17 protein-coding genes are annotated in these 17594 nt (G+C 71.9%); 6 read left to right on the top strand and 11 right to left on the bottom strand.

Annotated elements, in window-relative coordinates:
• The first annotated feature begins 202 nt into the window (after positions 1-202).
• A complete protein-coding gene (locus BLT28_RS30300) occupies positions 203-1066 on the top strand; it encodes a (2Fe-2S)-binding protein (RefSeq protein ID WP_231950482.1) in 864 nt (287 codons plus the stop codon).
• Positions 1067-1096: 30 nt separating this feature from the next.
• On the opposite strand, the gene BLT28_RS30295 is transcribed toward BLT28_RS30300, so the two are convergent.
• Genes BLT28_RS30295 through BLT28_RS30285 form a run of 3 tightly spaced genes read right to left on the bottom strand, consistent with a single transcriptional unit; the run spans position 1097 to position 4109 of the window.
• Positions 1097-1939: an ABC transporter ATP-binding protein gene (locus tag BLT28_RS30295; protein ID WP_052407024.1), complete on the bottom strand. Its 843-nt coding sequence runs from the start codon at positions 1937-1939 to the stop codon at positions 1097-1099.
• Complete coding sequence (locus BLT28_RS30290) at positions 1936-3024, bottom strand: FecCD family ABC transporter permease (RefSeq protein ID WP_030428255.1); 1089 nt, start codon at positions 3022-3024, stop codon at positions 1936-1938. Before BLT28_RS30290 ends, BLT28_RS30295 begins: the two co-directional genes overlap by 4 nt.
• The gene (locus tag BLT28_RS30285) at positions 3021-4109 is read right to left on the bottom strand and encodes a FecCD family ABC transporter permease (protein WP_030428254.1); all 1089 of its coding nucleotides are present in this window, start codon (positions 4107-4109) and stop codon (positions 3021-3023) included. The genes BLT28_RS30290 and BLT28_RS30285 overlap by 4 nt, the downstream gene beginning before the upstream one ends.
• A gap of 130 nt (positions 4110-4239) precedes the next feature.
• Between BLT28_RS30285 and BLT28_RS30280 the strand changes: the two genes are divergently transcribed.
• Together BLT28_RS30280 and BLT28_RS30275 are read left to right on the top strand one after the other, a co-directional pair.
• Positions 4240-5184, top strand: a complete 945-nt coding sequence (locus BLT28_RS30280) for an ABC transporter substrate-binding protein (protein WP_052407055.1) — start codon at positions 4240-4242, stop codon at positions 5182-5184.
• A gap of 178 nt (positions 5185-5362) precedes the next feature.
• Positions 5363-6355, top strand: coding sequence for an ABC transporter substrate-binding protein (locus BLT28_RS30275; RefSeq protein WP_030428252.1), 993 nt, complete (start codon positions 5363-5365; stop codon positions 6353-6355).
• A gap of 97 nt (positions 6356-6452) precedes the next feature.
• On the opposite strand, the gene BLT28_RS30270 is transcribed toward BLT28_RS30275, so the two are convergent.
• Together BLT28_RS30270 and lysS are read right to left on the bottom strand one after the other, a co-directional pair.
• Positions 6453-6800: a histone-like nucleoid-structuring protein Lsr2 gene (locus BLT28_RS30270; protein ID WP_030428251.1), complete on the bottom strand. Its 348-nt coding sequence runs from the start codon at positions 6798-6800 to the stop codon at positions 6453-6455.
• Positions 6801-6941: 141 nt separating this feature from the next.
• The gene (gene lysS / locus BLT28_RS30265) at positions 6942-8396 is read right to left on the bottom strand and encodes a lysine--tRNA ligase (RefSeq protein WP_052407023.1); all 1455 of its coding nucleotides are present in this window, start codon (positions 8394-8396) and stop codon (positions 6942-6944) included.
• A gap of 113 nt (positions 8397-8509) precedes the next feature.
• Here lysS and BLT28_RS30260 point away from each other — a divergent pair, with 113 nt between their 5' ends.
• The gene (locus tag BLT28_RS30260; RefSeq protein WP_030428249.1) at positions 8510-9274 is read left to right on the top strand and encodes a class I SAM-dependent methyltransferase; all 765 of its coding nucleotides are present in this window, start codon (positions 8510-8512) and stop codon (positions 9272-9274) included.
• Positions 9275-9277: 3 nt separating this feature from the next.
• Here the strand turns inward: BLT28_RS30260 and BLT28_RS30255 are convergent, their stop codons facing one another.
• From BLT28_RS30255 to BLT28_RS30235, 5 genes are all read right to left on the bottom strand, one after another.
• The gene (locus BLT28_RS30255; protein ID WP_030428248.1) at positions 9278-10063 is read right to left on the bottom strand and encodes a type III pantothenate kinase; all 786 of its coding nucleotides are present in this window, start codon (positions 10061-10063) and stop codon (positions 9278-9280) included.
• 13 nt (positions 10064-10076) lie between these two features.
• The gene (gene panD / locus BLT28_RS30250) at positions 10077-10556 is read right to left on the bottom strand and encodes an aspartate 1-decarboxylase (RefSeq protein ID WP_030428247.1); all 480 of its coding nucleotides are present in this window, start codon (positions 10554-10556) and stop codon (positions 10077-10079) included.
• Between the two features lie 13 nt (positions 10557-10569).
• On the bottom strand, positions 10570-11478 hold the full coding sequence (panC, locus tag BLT28_RS30245) for a pantoate--beta-alanine ligase (RefSeq protein ID WP_030428246.1): 909 nt from the start codon (positions 11476-11478) through the stop codon (positions 10570-10572).
• Positions 11475-12371, bottom strand: coding sequence for a Rossmann-like and DUF2520 domain-containing protein (locus BLT28_RS30240; RefSeq protein ID WP_030428245.1), 897 nt, complete (start codon positions 12369-12371; stop codon positions 11475-11477). The genes panC and BLT28_RS30240 overlap by 4 nt, the downstream gene beginning before the upstream one ends.
• A 106-nt stretch (positions 12372-12477) precedes the next feature.
• Complete coding sequence (locus BLT28_RS30235) at positions 12478-13692, bottom strand: PrsW family intramembrane metalloprotease (protein WP_030428244.1); 1215 nt, start codon at positions 13690-13692, stop codon at positions 12478-12480.
• Between the two features lie 85 nt (positions 13693-13777).
• Here BLT28_RS30235 and BLT28_RS30230 point away from each other — a divergent pair, with 85 nt between their 5' ends.
• Complete coding sequence (locus tag BLT28_RS30230) at positions 13778-14716, top strand: SAM-dependent methyltransferase (protein WP_030428243.1); 939 nt, start codon at positions 13778-13780, stop codon at positions 14714-14716.
• Positions 14713-15849 carry an NADH-quinone oxidoreductase subunit D gene (locus BLT28_RS30225; RefSeq protein WP_030428242.1) on the top strand — a complete coding sequence of 379 codons (1137 nt, stop codon included), beginning with the start codon at positions 14713-14715 and terminating at the stop codon, positions 15847-15849. The genes BLT28_RS30230 and BLT28_RS30225 overlap by 4 nt, the downstream gene beginning before the upstream one ends.
• A gap of 5 nt (positions 15850-15854) precedes the next feature.
• Here the strand turns inward: BLT28_RS30225 and BLT28_RS30220 are convergent, their stop codons facing one another.
• Entirely contained in the window at positions 15855-17537 is a 1683-nt protein-coding gene (locus tag BLT28_RS30220; RefSeq protein ID WP_030428241.1) for a DUF6779 domain-containing protein, read from the bottom strand.
• Between the last annotated feature and the right edge of the window lie 57 nt (positions 17538-17594).

Genomic DNA, 17594 nt, shown 5'->3' with positions numbered 1-17594 from the left:
TCCGCCAACCCGGTGCTGTCCGCTCAGCGCGAACAACGATCCGTTCATCCGCGTGTTAAGCGGACCACCCTTGCGGAGCAACGCGGCGCGACTATATGTAAGGTTAGGCAAGCCTGACTGAGGTTGCCGAATCGATACGCGCCGAGGATGCCCCGGGAGCCGCCGTGCCACGCACCGCCCGCACCGCCCACGGGGCGCGCCGGTGACCGTGACCGCGGGCCTGAGCCCGGTGGGCGCGGTCGGCGACGCCGGGCGCGGGGTACTGGCCGCGACGCTGGACCGGGTCGGCGGGCTGCCGACGACCGAGGTCCGGCACGGGCTCCCCGCCGCCGACGAGCAGTGGATCAGCTGCGCGGACCTGCTCGCCGACCCCGCGATGTTCGACCGCTGGCGCAAGCGGCTCGCCGACTGGCTCGGCGAGCGCCACGAGGGCCAGATCCCGGAGCGCACCACCTCCGGCTACATCATGTCCTGGTACCTGCAGGTCCCCGGCTTCCTCGGCGGCCTGCTGTTCCACGCCGCCCGCAGGGTGCCGTCGCTGCGGCCCGCCGACATCGCCTTCCGGCTCTCCGGCGACCGGCCGCACCCGGACGGCATCGCCCTGCTCAGCGACGAGTTCTGCTGCCTCCCGGAAGACCCGGAGTCGCACCGCCCCGAGGCCACCGCGGTGGCCGACGAGCGCGCGCTGGCCGCCGTGTTCCGCGCCCGCTTCACCGCGCACGCCGCCAAGTTCGTCACCGCGTTCGGCCCGGGCACGCGCTTCGGCCGCCGCACGCTGTGGGCCGCGGCGACGGACGCGCTGGACACCGCGGGCTGGCTGGCCGGGCGCTGCCTGGGCGACGAGGGCTCCGGTGTCGCGGACTCCGCCCTGTTCCTCCCGGCCGCCGAGGCGCCGTTGACCTCGGCGTCGACCCTGCGCGCGGTCACCGGGGACTGCGGCAGGACGGTGTGGACCCGCCGCCGGGAGAGCTGCTGCTTCCACTTCGCGCTGCCGGACCAGCCCGCCTGCACCACCTGCCCGCGGATCAGCGAGGACGAACGCGCCGAACGCGTTCTCGCCCGCTGACCTCCCCCGAACGCCCGAGGGCGGGAGGGACTACATCGTCCCGTCGGCCAGGGCGGCGGAGTCCACCCGCACGCGGTGCCTGCTGCCGATCGGCACGACCAGCGGGGTGCCCGCCACCGGGTCCGGCACGACGCGCGCGTCCAGGTCGAAGACGTCGCTGAGCAGCTGTTCGGTCAGCACGTCCGCCGGGTCGCCCTGCGCGACGATCTTGCCGTCCCGCATCGCGATCAGCCGGTCGGAGTAGCGCGCGGCCAGGTTCAGGTCGTGCAGCACCATGATCACCGTGCGGCCCGCCTGGTCGTGCAGCTGCTGCACCAGGTCGAGCACGTCCACCTGGTGCGCGAGGTCGAGGTAGGTGGTCGGCTCGTCCAGCAGCAGCAGGTCGGTGCCCTGCGCCAGCGCCATGGAGATCCACGCCCGCTGCCGCTGGCCGCCGGAGAGCTGGTCGAGGGTCCGCTCGGAGAACTCCAGCATCCCGGTCATCCGCAGCGCCTCGGACACCGCGCCCTCGTCGTCGGCCGACCACTGCCGGTACCAGGCCTGGTGCGGGTGCCTGCCGCGGGCGACCAGGTCGCCGACGGTGAGCCCGTCCGGGGCCACCGGGGTCTGCGGCAGCACTCCGACGATCTTGGCGACCTCCCTGGTCGGCGTCTTGTCGATGCGCTTGCCGTCCAGCAGGACGTAGCCCTCCTGCGGCGCCAGCAGTCTGCCCAGCGCGCGCAGCAGCGTGGACTTGCCGCAGCCGTTGGGGCCGATGACCGCGGTGATCGTGCCGTCGATGACGTCCAGGTCCAGGCCCTCGACCACGCGGTTCTCGCCGTAGCCGAGGCTGAGCCCCTCGGCACGGAGCCGCACCTGAGCGGCAGCTGTCATGTCCGGACCTCTCGATAACGACGAACCAGCAGGTACATGAGGTAGGGCGCGCCGATCACGGCGGTCACGATGCCGACCGGCAGTTCGACCACGCCGAAGGCGGTGCGGGCGATCACGTCGGCGATCACCGTGAGCGCGGCGCCCAGCACCGCGGAGCCGACCAGCGGCGGCTGGGGCGTCCCGGCCATCCGCATGGCGATCTGCGGGGTGGCCAGCGCGACGAACTCCACCGGACCCGCGGAGGCCGTCGCCGTCGCGGCCAGCCCGACCGCGATCAGGATCAGCGCCGCGCGCGAGCCGTTGACCCGGATGCCCAGGCCGCGCGCGGTGTCGTCGCCGAACTGGAGGCCGCCGAGCGGCCGCGCGGCGAACAGCGCGAGCGGAACCAGCACGAGCAGGGCGAGCGCGACCGGGGTGACGTGCTCCCAGCCGCGGCCGTTGAGGCTGCCGGTGATCCACACCATCGCCCGGCCCGCGTCGGCCACCTCGGACAGGGTCAGCAGGTAGAACTTGATCGCCACCAGCACCGCGGTCACCCCGAGGCCGACCAGCACCAGCCGGTAGCCGTCGATGCCGCGCTGCCAGGAGATGGCGAACACGAACAAGGCGGCGGCGAGCCCACCGCCGAGCGCGGCGGCGGGCAGGCCGAACTCGGCGATGCCGCCGCTGATCCCGCCCGCGCTGCCGCCGAGCATGATCACCGCGACCGCGCCGACCCCGGCCCCCGCGGTCACCCCGAGGATGTCCGGGCTGGCCAGCGGGTTGCGGGCGATGGACTGGGTGATCGCCCCGGCGAGCGCGAGCGCGGCGCCGACCAGCGCCCCGGTCAGCGCCCTCGGCAGGCGGAGATCGAGCACGATGTAGGCGTGCGTGTCGTCGCCGCCGCCGAGCAGCACGGCGAGCACGTCGCCGACACCGATCGGGAAGTCGCCGCGGCCGAGGTTGACCGCCATGGCCAGCACGAGCAGGCCGAACGCGATCACCGGCACGAGCAGCGGGCGCAGCCGGACCATCCACGACGCGGGCCCGACCCGCACCGCAGGGCGGCCCGGGATGGAGGTCTCCTTCCCCACCAGCGCCCTCACAGCCGCACCAGCCTTCTCCGTCGGACCAGGACCAGGAAGAACGGCGCCCCGACGAGGGCGAGCATGATGCCGACCTGGAGTTCGCCGGGCCGGGCGACGACGCGTCCGACCACGTCGGCGGCCAGCAGCATGATCGCGCCGAGCAGCCCGGAGTACGGCAGCAGCCAGCGGTAGTCCGGGCCGGTGATGGCCCGCGCCATGTGCGGGACGACCAGGCCGACGAAGCCGATCGGTCCGCACGCGGACACCGCGGCGCCGGTCAGCAGCGTGACCGCGGCGATGCCGATGACCCTGGTCAGCAGCACGCTCTGGCCGAGCGAACGGGCCACGTCCTCACCGAGGGACAGCGCGTTCAGGCCCGGCGAGTTGATCAGGGCCAGCACCAGTCCGGCGACCAGGAACGGCAGCACCTGGAGCACGATCTCCGGGTCGCGACCGGCCAGCGATCCGGAGCGCCAGAACCGGAACGCCTCCAGGCTCTGCGCGTCCAGCAGCACCAGGGCCGAGGTCAGCGCGTAGAGCAGCGCGCTGATCGCGGCCCCGGCCAGCGCCAGGGTGACCGGGGTCGGCCCGCCCCTGCCGACCGAGCCGAGCGCGAACACCGCGACCGTGGCGACCAGCGCCCCGGCGAAGCCGAACCAGACCAGCGTGTAGATGTCGTCGGTGCGCAGCATGAAGATCGACAGCACGATGGCGAAGGCCGCGCCCTGGTTCACCCCCAGCAGGCCGGGATCGGCGAGCGGGTTGCGGGTGTGGCCCTGCATCAGCGCGCCCGCGACGCCCAGCGCGATGCCCACGGCCAGGCCGAGCATGGTCCTGGGCAGCCGCAGCGAGCCGATGACGATGTCGTCCTCGGTGCCGGTCGGCGTCGCCAGGGCGTGCCAGACGTCGGCGAGCGCGATCGGCTTCGAGCCGAAGGCGATGCTGGCCAGCACGCTGGCGACGAGCACGAGGACGAGCACGAGCAGCCCGATGAGCCTGCGACGGCGGCGGCGAACGGTGGCGCCGGCCTGCTGAGGCGCGACACCCGACCGAGGGGAGCGCCGTGACCCGGGTGGCGTCGCCACGGTCACACTGCGTTCCAACGAACATCTCCTTCCCTCTGCTCCGTTCGCCCGTCAAGGTAAGGCCGACCTTGCCGTAGTCAGGCAAGCCTAACCGAACCGTGGAGGAACCTTGTCCAGAGCGTTGTTGGCGAGACGGAGTCTGGTGATCATGGCCGTGGCGGCCGCCGTCGCCGCCTGCGGGACCACTCCCGCCACCCAGCCGGGCGGCTCCTCGACCGCCACGGCCGGCTTCCCCAGGACCGTCAAGCACGCCATGGGCGAGACGACCATCCCGGCGGCGCCGAAGAAGGTCGCCGCGCTGGACGCGAGCTTCGTCGACGCGGCCATCGCGCTGGAGACCGAGGTCGTCGCCTTCACCAGCTACCGCTCCATCGGCGACCGGGTGCCCGACTACCTCGGCGAACCGGGCAAGCGGCTGAGCGCGGGCGCCAAGGCCGTCGGCACCCTGGCCGAGCCGAAGATCGAGCTGATCCTGAACCAGAAGCCCGACCTGATCGTCTCGGCCAAGGTCCGGCACGAGCAGATCTACGGCCAGCTCAGCGCGAAGGTGCCGACGGTGTTCAGCGACACCACCGGCCCCACGTGGAAGGAGAACATCCGGTTGCTCGGCAAGGCGCTGGGCAAGGAGGACCTGGCCGAGCAGAAGATCAAGGCCTACGAGGACCGGGCCCGCCGCATCGGCGACGCGATCCGGGCCAAGGAGGGCAAGAACCCGACCATCTCCATCGTGCGCTTCGTCGACGGCCCGACCCGGCTCTACCAGCAGGCCAGCTTCTCCGGGATCGTGATGAAGGACGCCGGGCTGGCGCGCCCGCCCGCGCAGTCCGCCAACGCCTTCGCCGCCGAGATCAGCGAGGAGCGGATCACCGACGCGGACGCCGACAAGATCTTCGTCGCCACCTACCCGGACGAGAAGGGCTCCTCGGCCGCCACCAGGCAGCGCTTCGAGACCAACCCGCTGTGGCGCCCGCTCGCGCCGAAGACCGTCGCGGTCAACGACCTGACCTGGGTGACCGCGGTGAGCCTGCAGGGCGCGCACATCATCCTCGACGACCTCGCCAAGGCCTTCGGCGTCGACCCCGCCAAGTCCTGACCTCACCGGTTCCGCGGTCTTCAAGGACCCCTACCCGGGCTGGGAGCGAGTCACGCGCCGGTTCCGAGGTGGTTGCGGGCCCGCCCTTCGGATGTCCCTGAAAGTTAGGACAACCTATCCTCAGTCAGCGACAGAGGGACGTACGACTCTTGGAGGACAGTTGAGGACAAGGGCGCTGATGGGCCGGCGGGTCTTCGCCGGAGTGGCCGCCTTGACCGTGGCCGCCGTGGTGGCGGGCTGCGGCGGCGGGACCGCACCCGGTTCGCAGCCACCGGCCTCCGGCCAGGCCGGGGCGGGCTTCCCCAGGACCGTCAAGCACGCGATGGGCGAGACGACCATCGCCGCCGCGCCGAAGAAGGTCGCCGCGCTGGACAGCAGCTACGTGGACGCGGCCTTCGCGCTGGAGACCGAGGTCGTCGCGTTCACGCTGTTCCCGCTCACCGGTGACAAGTTCCCGGACTACCTCAAGGCCGAGGCCGAGGTCTACGGCCGCAACGCCAAGGCCGTGGGGACCCTGGAGCAGCCCAAGGTCGAGGAGACGCTGGCGCTCAACCCGGACCTGATCGTCTCGGCGAAGGTCCGGCACGAGCAGCTCTACGGCCAGCTCTCCGCGCGCAAGCCCGCGGTCTTCAGCCAGACAACGGGGCTGACCTGGAAGGACAACATCCGGCTCCTGGGCACCGCGCTGGGCAAGGAGGAGCTGGCCGACAGGAAGATCAAGGCCTACGAGGAGCGGGCCCGCAAGGTCGGCGACGCGATCCGCGCGAAGGCGGGCAAGAACCCGACCATCTCGGTGGTGCGCTTCGTCAACGGCCCGACCCGGCTCTACACGCCGAACAGCTTCGTCGGCATCGTGCTCAAGGACGCCGGCCTGGCCCGGCCCGCCTCGCAGGACGATTCCAAGGCGAAGGACATCTCGGTGAACGTGGCCGAGGAGCGCATCCTGGACGCGGACGCCGATCACGTCTTCGTATCGGTTTTCCCGGACGCCAAGGGCGACTCCGCGAAGGCCAAGGAGAAGTACCTGGCCAACCCGCTGTGGAAGCAGCTGAAGGGCAAGGTCACCGATGTCCAGGACGGCACCTGGATCGCCTCGGTGAGCCTCCAGGGCGCGCACGCGATCCTGGACGACCTCGCCAAGGCATTCGGCGTCGACCCGGCGCGGAGCTGATTCACGATCAGCTGAAACACGAGGACCCCTTCAGCAGTTCGGGGCTGCTGAAGGGGTCCTTTTGTGTATCCGAACCGATACACCGGTTCCGGTCAGCTCAGTTTTCGTTGTGGTAGGACTCCAGCACGTCGGCCGGGATACGACCGCGGTCGGAGACCTTCATGCCGCGCTTACGGGCCCACTCGCGAATTGCCTGGTTCTGCTCGCGGTCCGCGGCGGCCGGACGGCCTGGACGCGCGGCGGAACGCCCGCCGGCGGAACGACGCCGACCGCCGACCTTGCGGGCGCTCGCGATGAAGTCGGCGAGCGAGTCACGCAGCTTTCCGGCGTTGCCACCGGAAAGGTCGATCTCGTACGAGACCCCGTCGATTGCGAACTCGACGGTCTCCTCGGCCTCGGAACCGTCGAGGTCGTCCACCAAGGTCCGGATGACCTTCTCAGCCATGCGTCTTCCTTCCCTGAAATCCGGCGACGTGTGCGTTCCGGATGCGTTCCCCAGTCGCCAGCTCGGCAACGAGACTGATCGCGACATTAGCGCAGCTCTCTTCAAAAGAGCAGACGCCGCTCGGTCTCAAAGTGGTGAACGTCATTCAGGTCGTACAAGTGGGAAGAGGATCGTCTCCCGGATACCGAGACCGGTCAGGGCCATCAACAGCCGGTCCATGCCCATTCCCATGCCGCCACTCGGTGGCATTCCGTACTCAAGCGCGCGCAAGAAGTCCTCATCCAGGCGCATGGCCTCGACATCCCCGGCAGCCGCCAGACGCGCCTGGTCCTCGAAGCGTCGCCGCTGCACAACGGGGTCGACGAGCTCGGAGTACCCGGTCGCGAGCTCGAACCCACGCACGTACAGGTCCCACTTCTCGGTGACTCCGGCGACGCTGCGGTGCTGCCTGGTCAGCGGAGCGGTCTCGGTTGGGAAGTCACGCACAAACGTAGGCGCATGCAAGTGGTCTCCGACCAGGTGCTCCCAAAGCTCCTCGACCAGCTTTCCGTGGCCGAGCGCCGGGTCGGTGGAGATACCGCGCGTTTCCGCGTGCTTACGCAGGAGCTCCACCGAGGTGTTCGGCGTGATCTCCTCGCCTAGGGCCTCCGACAGCGACCCGTACATCGTAATTGTGGTCCACTCACCGGAGAGGTCGTACTCCGTGCCGTCGGCCAGCGTCGCCACGTGCGAGCCGAATACGGCCTGCGCGGCTTCTTGGACCAACTCCCTGGTCAGCACACCGATCGTGTCGTAGGAACCGTAGGCCTCGTATGCCTCGAGCATCGCGAACTCCGGTGAGTGCGAGGAGTCCATGCCCTCGTTTCGGAAGTTGCGGTTGATCTCGAAGACCTTCTCGATACCACCGACGACGCACCGCTTCAGGTACAGCTCAGGCGCGATTCGAAGGTACAGATCGGTGTCCATGGCATTGGAGTGCGTGACGAATGGCCTAGCGGATGCACCCCCGTGCAGCGTCTGCAACATCGGCGTTTCGACCTCGAGGAATCCGCGCCGGTGGAACGACTCGCGCAGTGATCGCATCACTCCGGAGCGCAGGCGAACGGTATCGCGGGCCTGCGGGCGCAAGATGAGGTCGACGTAACGCTGCCGCACGCGGGTCTCCTCGGAGAGCTCCTTGTGCGCGACCGGCAACGGCCGCAGGGTCTTCGCCGCCATTTGCCATTCCGTGACCATGACCGACAATTCGCCGCGCCGGGAGGTGGCGACCTCACCGCGGACGAACACGTGGTCACCGAGGTCGACATCGCTCTTCCACGCGGCCAGCGCCTCCGCGCCGACCCGGTCGAGGCTGAGCATCGCCTGGAGTTCGACGCCGTCGCCTTCGCGCAGCGTCGCGAAACAGAGCTTGCCGGTGTTGCGGACGAACATCACGCGACCGGTCACGCCGACGACCTGCCCGGTCGGGGTGTCCGGTTCGAGGTCGGGATAGGCGGCGCGGATCTCGGCGAGGGAATGGGTGCGCTCGAGCACGACGGGATAGGGGTCGACGCCTGCCTCCAGCAGGCGCTCCCGCTTTTCCCGGCGGACCCGCATCTGCTCAGGCAGATCGTCTTCGCTGGTCGCAGGCTGCTGCTGGGGCTTTGAGTTCACGGGGGGAAAGGTTACGGAATCCCGTGTCGGCGAGGCGAACGGGATACGGTCTGGCGATGGACGACTCCGGTTCGAAGTCCCGTCGCGCACTGTCCTTCGGAGCGCGCGCGGCCCAGTACGCCGAACACCGGCCCGACTACCCGGTCGAAGCGGTGCGCTGGGCGCTGGAGCCGGTGCGCGACCGCGAACAGGTCCGCGTGCTCGACCTGGCCGCGGGCACGGGACGGCTGACCCAGGTGCTGCTGGAGGAACCGGTCGCCGTCATCGCCGTGGAGCCGGACGACGCCATGCGGACCGAGCTGTTGAACCGGCTCTCCGGGCTCGCGGCGCTCAAGGGCACCGCGGAGGACATCCCGCTGCCGGACGAGCGGGTGGACGCGGTCCTGGTCGGCCAGGCCTTCCACTGGTTCGACCCGGAGCTGGCCCTCCCGGAGATCGCCAGGGTGCTCAAGCCCGGCGGGGTGCTGGCCGCGCTGTGGAACCACGACGACGACCGGGTGCCGTGGGTGGCCGGGCTCGCCGACATCACCGGCACCGGTGTCCGCTACTCCGAGCGCAAGCACGACCGCGCGGACCTGCTGCCGGAGAACGACCTGTTCACCGCGTTCAGCCAGCGGACCTTCGACCACGTGCACCGCAGGACCGCGGCGACGCTGACCGAGACGATCGCCACCCACTCCGTCACACTGGTCAAGGACGAGCAGGAGCGGGCGGAGACCCTGGGCCGCGTGCGCGCCTACCTCGACTCGACCCCGGAGACCGCCGGGGGCGAGTTCGAGCTGCCCCTGGTCACGATCGCCGCCCGCGTCCGCAAGCTCTAGCCGTCAGCGCGTGTTGCGCTCGTAGACCAGCTTCAGGCCGAGCAGCGTCAGGTCGGAGACGTGGTGCTGGATGGTCGAGGACTCCGCCAGCACCAACGGGGCGAGGCCGCCGGTGGCGATCACGGTGACCGGACCGGAGTCCGTCGCCTCCAGCTCCGCCACGATCCGCCGGACCAGGCCGTCCACCTGGCTGGCGAAGCCGTAGAGGATGCCGGACTGCAGGCACTCCACCGTGTTCTTGCCGATCACCGACCGCGGCCGGACCAGCTCCACCTTGCGCAGCTGGGCGGCGCGCGTGGCGAGGGCGTCCACCGAGATCTCGATGCCGGGGGCGAAGGCGCCGCCGAGGAACTCGCCCTTCGCGGAGATCACGTCGATGTTGGTGGAGGTGCCGAAGTCCACCACGACGCAGGCGGTGTCGAAGAGGTGGTGCGCGGCCAGCGTGTTGATCACGCGGTCGGCTCCGACCTCCTTGGGGTTGTCCACCAGCAGCGGGACACCGGTGCGCACCCCGGGCTGCACGATCACCCTGGGCACGTCGCCCCAGTAGCGGCCGAGCATCACCCGCAGCTCGCGCAGCACGGACGGCACCGTGGACAGGGCGGAGACACCGGTGATCTTGTCGGCGTGCTCGCCGAGCAGTCCGCGCGTGGTCAGCGCCAGCTCGTCCGCGGTCATCCTGGCGTCCGTGCGCATCCGCCAGTCCCGCAGCAGGGTGGTGTCCGTGCCGTCGCCCGCGTACAGGCCGAGCACGATGTTGGTGTTGCCGACGTCTACGGCGAGCAGCACCGCGAACCGCCTCTCAGTCCTCTGCCTGGATGAGCTTGTCCAGCCGCGCCGCGTCCACCGTCTCGGCGGCGGGTTCCTCGGCCTCGGTCTCCGCGCCGCTGGTCAGGCCGGAGCCCTGCGGGGCGGCGGCCGGGTCGCTGCCCAGCTCCACGATGGAGTTCGCCGCGTCCACGAAGATCACCTTCGGCTTGTACGACCGCGCCTGCGCGTCCTCCATCAGCCCGTAGGCGATCAGGATGACCAGGTCGCCGGGGTGCACCAGGTGCGCGGCGGCGCCGTTGATGCCGAGCACCCCGCTGCCCCGTTCACCGGGGATCACGTAGGTCTCCAGCCGGGCCCCGTTGGTCACGTCGACGATCGCCACCTGCTCGCCGGGGAGCAGGTCGGCGGCGTCCATCAGGTCCTCGTCCACCGTGACCGACCCGACGTAGTCCAGGTCCGCCTGGGTCACCGTGGCGCGGTGGATCTTCGATTTGAGCATGGTGCGGAACATGGGGCTGCCCCTCTCACCCGTGGAGTTCCGTGGACCCCCCGCCCTCGGGCACGCCGAGCAGCACGGGGGTGTTGTCGATGAGTCTGGTACCGCCGACCCTGGCGGCGACGAGCAACCTCGCCTCGCCGGTGGCCGGCGCCGGACCGAGGTCCTTGCCGCGCAGCTCCAGGTAGTCCACGACCACCTCGGGGTTGGCGTCGAGCACCGCCCGTGCCGCCGCCACCCCCTGCTCGGCTCCCTCGATCGCGGCCTCGGTGCCCGCGGCCAGCGCCTTGGGCAACGTCAGCGCGCTGGCCCGCTCCGCCTCGGAGAGGAAGCGGTTGCGGGAGGACAGCGCCAGGTGGTCCTCGGGGTCCCGGACGATCGGCACCCCCACCACGGAGGTCTCGAAGTCCAGGTCCCGCACCATCCGCTTGATCAGCACCAGCTGCTGGTAGTCCTTCTCGCCGAAGAACGCGTAGTCCGGCCGCACGATGTTGAACAGCTTGGCCACCACGGTGAGCACCCCGGCGAAGTGACCGGGCCGGACCGCGCCCTCCAGCTCCTCGCCCAGCGGCCCCGGGTGCACGGTGACCTGCGGGTCGTCGCCGTAGATCGCCTCTGCTGACGGCGCGAGCACCAGTTCCACCCCGGCCTCCCGGCACCGGGCCAGGTCCTCCTCCAGGGTGCGCGGGTACTTGGCCAGGTCCTCGTTCGGCCCGAACTGCAACGGGTTCACGAAGATCGACACGACGGTGACGGTGTTCGGCACCCGCCGCGAGCGCTTGATCAGCTCCAGGTGGCCGTCGTGCAGCGCACCCATGGTGGGCACCAGCGCGATCTTGCGGCCAACGCCGCGCAGTGCCCTGGTGACCTTGGCCAGCTCGGCGGGATCGGTGTGCACGGTGAGTTCGTCGCGGGTGAAGCTCGGCGTCCTGGTCATCGCGGGTCCTCGGAGAGTTCGGAGCGGACGGCGTCGGCGGCGTCCGGGCGCAGCAGCCCGGCTTGCTCGGCGCGGTCGGCGGTGCGCCGGGCCAGCGCCAGGTAGGCGGGCAGCACCCGCGGTGACGAGCGGTTGAGCACGTCGACGTGGGCGCGCACGGTCCCGGTGTCCCCCCGGGCGACGGGACCGGTGAGCGAGCGGTCGCCCAGCCGGAGCACGTTGTCCAGCGACGCGGACAGGATCGGCGCGAGCAACCGCTCGGCGGAGCCGATCCCCGCGTCCCGCAACAGGTCCGCGCACTCGGCGACCAGGGTCATCAGGTGGTTGGCGCCGTGCGCGATCGCCGCGTGGTAGAGCGGGCGGGCGGCCTCGGGCACGCGCACCGGCTCCGCGCCCATCTCCACGACGAGCGCCTCGGCCACGTGCCAGGCGACCTCGTCGTCGTCGGTCGCGGTGACGCCGACGCAGCAGGCGGCCATCCGCTGCAGGTCCTCCGGGCGACCGGTGAACGTCATGACCGGGTGCAGGGCCAGCGGCAGCACGCCGATCTCCGCGGCGGGCCGCAGCACGTCGACGCCGTGAGCGCCCGCGGTGTGCACGATGATCTGCCCGGCGCGCAGGGAGTCCGTCGCCACCAGGCCCCGGACCAATCCGCCCAGCTCGTCGTCGGGCACCGCGAGCAGCACCAGGTCGGCGGCACGGGCGACCTCGTCCGGCGCGAGCACGGGCACCCCGGGGAGCAGCAGTTCCGCGCGGGCGAGCGAGGCGCTGGAGACCGCGGAGACGCCGTTGACGATGTGCCCGGCCCTGGCCAGTGCGGCCCCGAGCACCGAACCGACCCGGCCGGCGGAGACCACGCCGACGGCGAGCCGAGCCGGGCGCTCTGACGTCATCGTCCTGCTCCTCTTGGTGTTCCAGGCCCACGACCTCCGCGGGTACCGGACAGCGGCGCGAGACTAACCGGCCGGAACCGGTCCGCGCGGACGCTGGTGACCAGCTTCACCCGGTGCCCTGGGAACGGCCGGGACGGCGGGCCGGGCGGTTGCCCGCGAGCCCGAGCGCACCTGGGGCGTTCACCGCGGCGGCCCTGGCGCGGTGCAGCGTAGCCAGCAGCTCCGCGTGCCGCCGGTCGGAGTCGCCACCGCAGGTGCCGTTGGCCATGCGGTGCCGCAGGAACGCCAGTTCGGTGACCGCGGTCTGGTAGCCGGCGACGGCGCGCGCCGCCTCCTCCCCCGCGCGCTGCCGGACCCGGCCGAGCCACCAGCGCCTGCCCGCCATGCTGGCCAGCAGGGCCACCTCGCTCGGGGCGATCCAGCCCGCGTCGGCCATGACGGGCAGCTGGCCGACGACGATCCGCTGCTCGCGGCGGCGCTGCCAGACCACCAGCCAGATCATCCCCGCGAAGATCGGCACCATGATCAGGAAGTAGACGTCGAGGAAGTCCAGTCCGCCGCCCAGGGTGGCCGCGGCGTTCCACAGCACGTGCAGGCTGATCGCGAGCAGGAAACCCAGCAGTGGCGCGAAGAACCGCACCGCGCCGCGACGGCTGCTCGCGGCGAGGCCGAGCCCGATCCCGGTCATCGCGGTGAACAGCGGGTGGGCGAACGGCGAGAGCACGCCGCGCAGGATGAACACGGCGACCACACCGCTGGTGGCGTTGCCGAAACCGCCCTGGGCGAAGCCCTGCCCGAAGTAGAAGATGTTCTCGGTGAAGGCGAACCCGGCCGCGGTGACGCCCGCGTAGACGATGCCGTCCACCACGCCGTCGAACTCGTGCCTGCGCCACAGCATCAGCGCCAGCGGGAACAGCGCCTTGGCCGTCTCCTCCACCAGCGGGGCCGAGACCACCGAGCTGAGGAAGTCCCCGCCGGACGGGCCGAGCAGCAGGTCACCGACGGCGCGGGCGCTGTCGTTGATCAGCAACGCGCTGATGGTCGCGCCGCAGGCGCCCCAGAGGAACGCGGCGAGCAGCAGCCGGGTCGGCTCGGGTTCCCAGCGGTCGATCCACAGGAACGCCCCCATGACGAAACCGACCGGCACCAGCGCCGTGCCCGCGCCGATCAGCACGGCCAGCAGGCCGACGCGGGAGGTGGCCATCCCGAGCAGGATCAGGCCGCAGGTGCCGAGGAGGATCAGGCCGATCACCGAACCGATGACGGCGCGCTGCTGACGGCGTTGCTGGGCAGGCTCCGCCGGGAGCTCATCCGTGGTCACGATGCGTGAGCCTACGGTTTCACCTCATACCGCTCGGAACGGACTTCCCGGTACCGATCGCCCGGGTCGGTAGGGTGCCGGTTCCGTGCGGGACTGGCGGCAGGCGTGGCAGGCGGCGCTGTACTCCCCCGGCGGTTTCTTCGCCCGGGGCGAGCGGCCGTCCTCGCACTTCAGGACCTCACCGCTGGTCGGGCCGGAACTGGCGGAGGCACTGCTGGAACTGCTCTCCCGGCTGGACTTCGCGCTCGGCGGCCCCGCCGCGCTGGACTTCGTCGACGTCGGCGCCGGCGGCGGCGAGCTGTCCGCCGCGGTGCACGACCTGGCTCCCCCGGCCCTGCGGCGGCGCCTGTGCGTGACCGCCGTGGAGTTCCAGCCCCCGTCCCTGCCCGCCGCGGTGCGCGTGCGCCCCGACCTCCCGGAGCGGGTGGTGGGGCTGCTCGTCGGGCACGAGTGGCTGGACTCGATCCCGTGCCAGGTCGTGGAAGTCCACAGTGGACAGACGCGCGTCGTGCACGTGGACGACCACGGCACCGAGGCCGTCGGCCCACCCGTCACCGGCCCGGCGCTGGACTGGCTGCACCGGTGGTGGCCCGAGGCCGAGCGCGCCGAGATCGGCCTGCCCAGGGATGAGGCGTGGGCGGACGCTGTCAGCAGGGTGCGCGCGGGCGCCGCACTGGCTGTCGACTACGGGCACGTCATGGCGTTGCGCCCGCGAAGGGGAACGCTGACCGGCTACCTCGCCGGGCGCCAGGTGCCGCCGGTTCCGGACGGCAGCCGCGATCTGACCGCGCACGTCGCGATGGACTCGTGCGCCGCCGCGGCCGGGGGCGGCGTGATCACCTCGCAGGCCGCGGCGCTCGCCGCGCTCGGCCTCTCCTCCGCCGCGCCCGCCTCGGGTCTCGCGGCGACCGATCCCCTGCGCTGGCTGGCCGAAACCGCACGAGCAGGCCGGATCGCCGAGCTGACCGATCCGGCGGGGCTCGGCGGCTTCCACTGGCTCCTGCATGGAAGCATGCTTCCGTGAGCAGGCAGGAAACCATCGGAGTCGGTGCGGGCGCGGCATACCTCGGAGTCGACCGCGTGATCGACCTCGGGCCGCTGCACCCGGCGGCGCACGGGGCCTACCGGCTGCGGTTACGCCTGGAGGGCACGGTCGTCACCGAGGCCGAGCCCCTGGTGGGACACCTGCACCGAGGCGCCGAGAAGCTCTTCGAGGTCCGCGACTACCGCCAGGCCCTCGCGCTGGCCAACCGGCACGACTGGCTCGCCGCGTTCTGCAACGAGGTCACGCTCGCCCTCGCCGTCGAGCGGATGACCGGCATGGACGTGCCGCCAAGGGCTTTGTGGCTGCGCACGCTGCTGTGCGAGCTGAACCGCGTGCTGGCGCACCTCGCGTTCCTGGTCCCGTTGACCCGCACCCCGGACGGCTCGTCGACGGCGGGCACCACCGCCGCGCAGCGCGGCATGCACGCCGTCCAGTCGGTCATGGAGGAGGCGACCGGCGGCCGGATCCATTTCATGGCAACGAGGATCGGCGGCCTGCGGGAGGACGTGCCCGCGGGCTGGACGTCGCACGTCGCCGCGGCCCTGGACGCCGTGGACCTCCCGGCCCTTCGTCAGTCCACAGTGGACAACGAGGACTTCCGCTCGCGGTACGCGGGGATCGGCGTGCTCTCCGGTGACGACGTCCTCGAACTCGGCGTCACCGGTCCCGCCGCGCGCGCCAGCGGAGTCGACATCGACCTCCGCCGCGACGATCCCACCTGTGCCTACGGCGAGCTGACCGTCGATCCCGTGCTCGGCGAGGACGGCGACGCCCTCGCCAGGGTCGAGTGCCTGACCGGGGAGATCGCGCAGTCGATCCGCCTCGCCCGCGAATGCCTGGACCGGCTGCCGGGCGGCCCGGTCAACGTGCGCCTGCCCAAGGCGGTGAAGGCCCCGGAGGGTTCGGTCTACACGTGGCTGGAGGCCCCGCTCGGCGTCAGCGGCGTCTACCTGGCCTCGCGCGGCGAGAAGACCCCGTGGCGGTTGAAGCTGCGGACGCCGTCGTTCAACAACGTCCAAGCCCTCGCGTCACTGCTCCCCGGCACCCGGGTGGCCGACCTGCCCGCCGTGCTCGGCTCCTTCGCCCTGGTCGTCGGCGACATCGACAAGTAGCCCGGCTAGTCCTCGGCGCGGCGGCGGCGACGGCGCGGGCTGTCGTTCACACCGTTGGCCGCCAGCAGCTCGCTGACGGAGAGCCCTCCGCCCGAGGAGCGGTGACTGGAGGAGGACGCGGCCGGTTCGGCGTCGGAGAGCTCCGGGTTCCACGTGGCACTGGCGTCCCGCGCCGGGGCACCCTCCGGGCGACGGCGGCGTCCCGTCGACGACGAGGTGTCGCGACGCGGCGGCGGCTCGTCCTGAGTGGCCCACTCCGCGTTCACGTCGACCTTCGGCGGCGGGGGCGGTTTGGGTGCCTCGCGCTTGCTCGCGCCGAGCTTCTCCATCCAGCTCGGCTCGGAGTCGCCCCGGTGCCTGCGGCCGGTCGAGCGCACGGGCTCGACGTAGGGCTCCGGCTCGGGTTCGGGCTCCGGCTCGGGCATCGCGAACGAGTCCGGCAGCGACGACAGCGCGGGCGCCTCCGGCTCGACCGGGATCTCCGGCTCCGGCTTGCGGGGCGGCTCGGGGCGGCGCACCGGATTGGTCTTGCGCACCTCCGGCTCCCGGACCTCGGGCTCGGCGCGGCGGACCTCCGGCTCGGTACGACGGACTTCGGGCTCGGGGCGGCGCGGCTCGGTCCGGGGCTCCTGCTTGCGCGCGGGCGGGCGGTTGACGACCTGCGGTTCGCGCACCGGCGGGCGGCTGACCACCTGCGGCTCCGGACGTTGCGGAGGAGGGGGCGGGGGCGCGGTCGGCGCGGCCATGCGGCCGGAGTCCTGGCGCGGGCGCTGCGGCGGCTGCGCGGGCGTGCGCTCGTGCACCTCGGTGGACTCGACGGCGGTGACCGGCGGCACGACGGTGGTCGCGGCGGCGGGCTGAGCGGGCTGGGCCGGCCGGGCGACGGGCGTGGCGGGCCAAGCCTCGACGACCTCGGGCATGGCCGCGGCGGGCTGCATGTGCTGGTCCCGGCGCTGCGGTAGCGACCGGGTCGGTTCGGGGCGCTGGGCGGGCTGCGGGCGCTGGGGCCTGCTGGGCTCGTTGCGCAACGGCTGCGGGCGGCCGGACTCGACGCGGCGGGCGCTGTCCTTGGACATCACCTGCGTGTGCGCGGCGTCGGCACGCACCGGCTGCGGCCGCACCTGCGACTGCGCGGGCGCGAGCTTGCGCCGGTGTTCCTCGGTGGTGGTGATGATCCGGCTCTCGCGGCTGTCGGCCAGGCCCATCAGGCGCGCCTGGTCCAGCGCACGCATCCGCGTGGCCTCCGCGCGCAGGGCGACCCGCTCCACCAGGACCTCACCGCCGAGCAACGCTTCCAGGTTCTCGCGCAGCGTGCGCAGCTCGTTGCGGAGGTCGTCCAGCTCGCCGCGGGACTCGTCCTCCAGCTGCCGCCGGGTCTCGGCCTCGACCTCCAGCTCGTACTCGCGGCGGGCGGCGCACTCGCGCTCCAGCTCCAGCTCGTAGACGCGCTGCAGCTCCTCCTCGCGCTCCTCGCGCTCGACTGCCTGGCTGCGGTAGCGGGCGGCGGCGAAGGCGGCGAGCAGGGCCGCCCAGAGGGCGGCGACCACGGCGAGTCGTAACCAGCGGGACGAATCACTGAACACCAGCACCGCCGCGGCGACCACGGCGAAGGACAACACTGCGACGACCAACGCCAAGCCCATGCCACGGCCAGTGCTGCGCTCGGACGAGTCGCTGCGGCCGGTCATACGTTCTACGGTACCTGGCGGTTATCCGACCGAGACCTCCTCGGCGGGCTCATTCCC

It is taken from the genome of Allokutzneria albata, from assembly GCF_900103775.1.
GTDB classification, from domain to species: Bacteria; Actinomycetota; Actinomycetes; order Mycobacteriales; family Pseudonocardiaceae; genus Allokutzneria; species Allokutzneria albata.
Note: the sequence above shows the minus strand (reverse complement) of the source record. Positions and strands in the feature narration are given on the sequence as shown.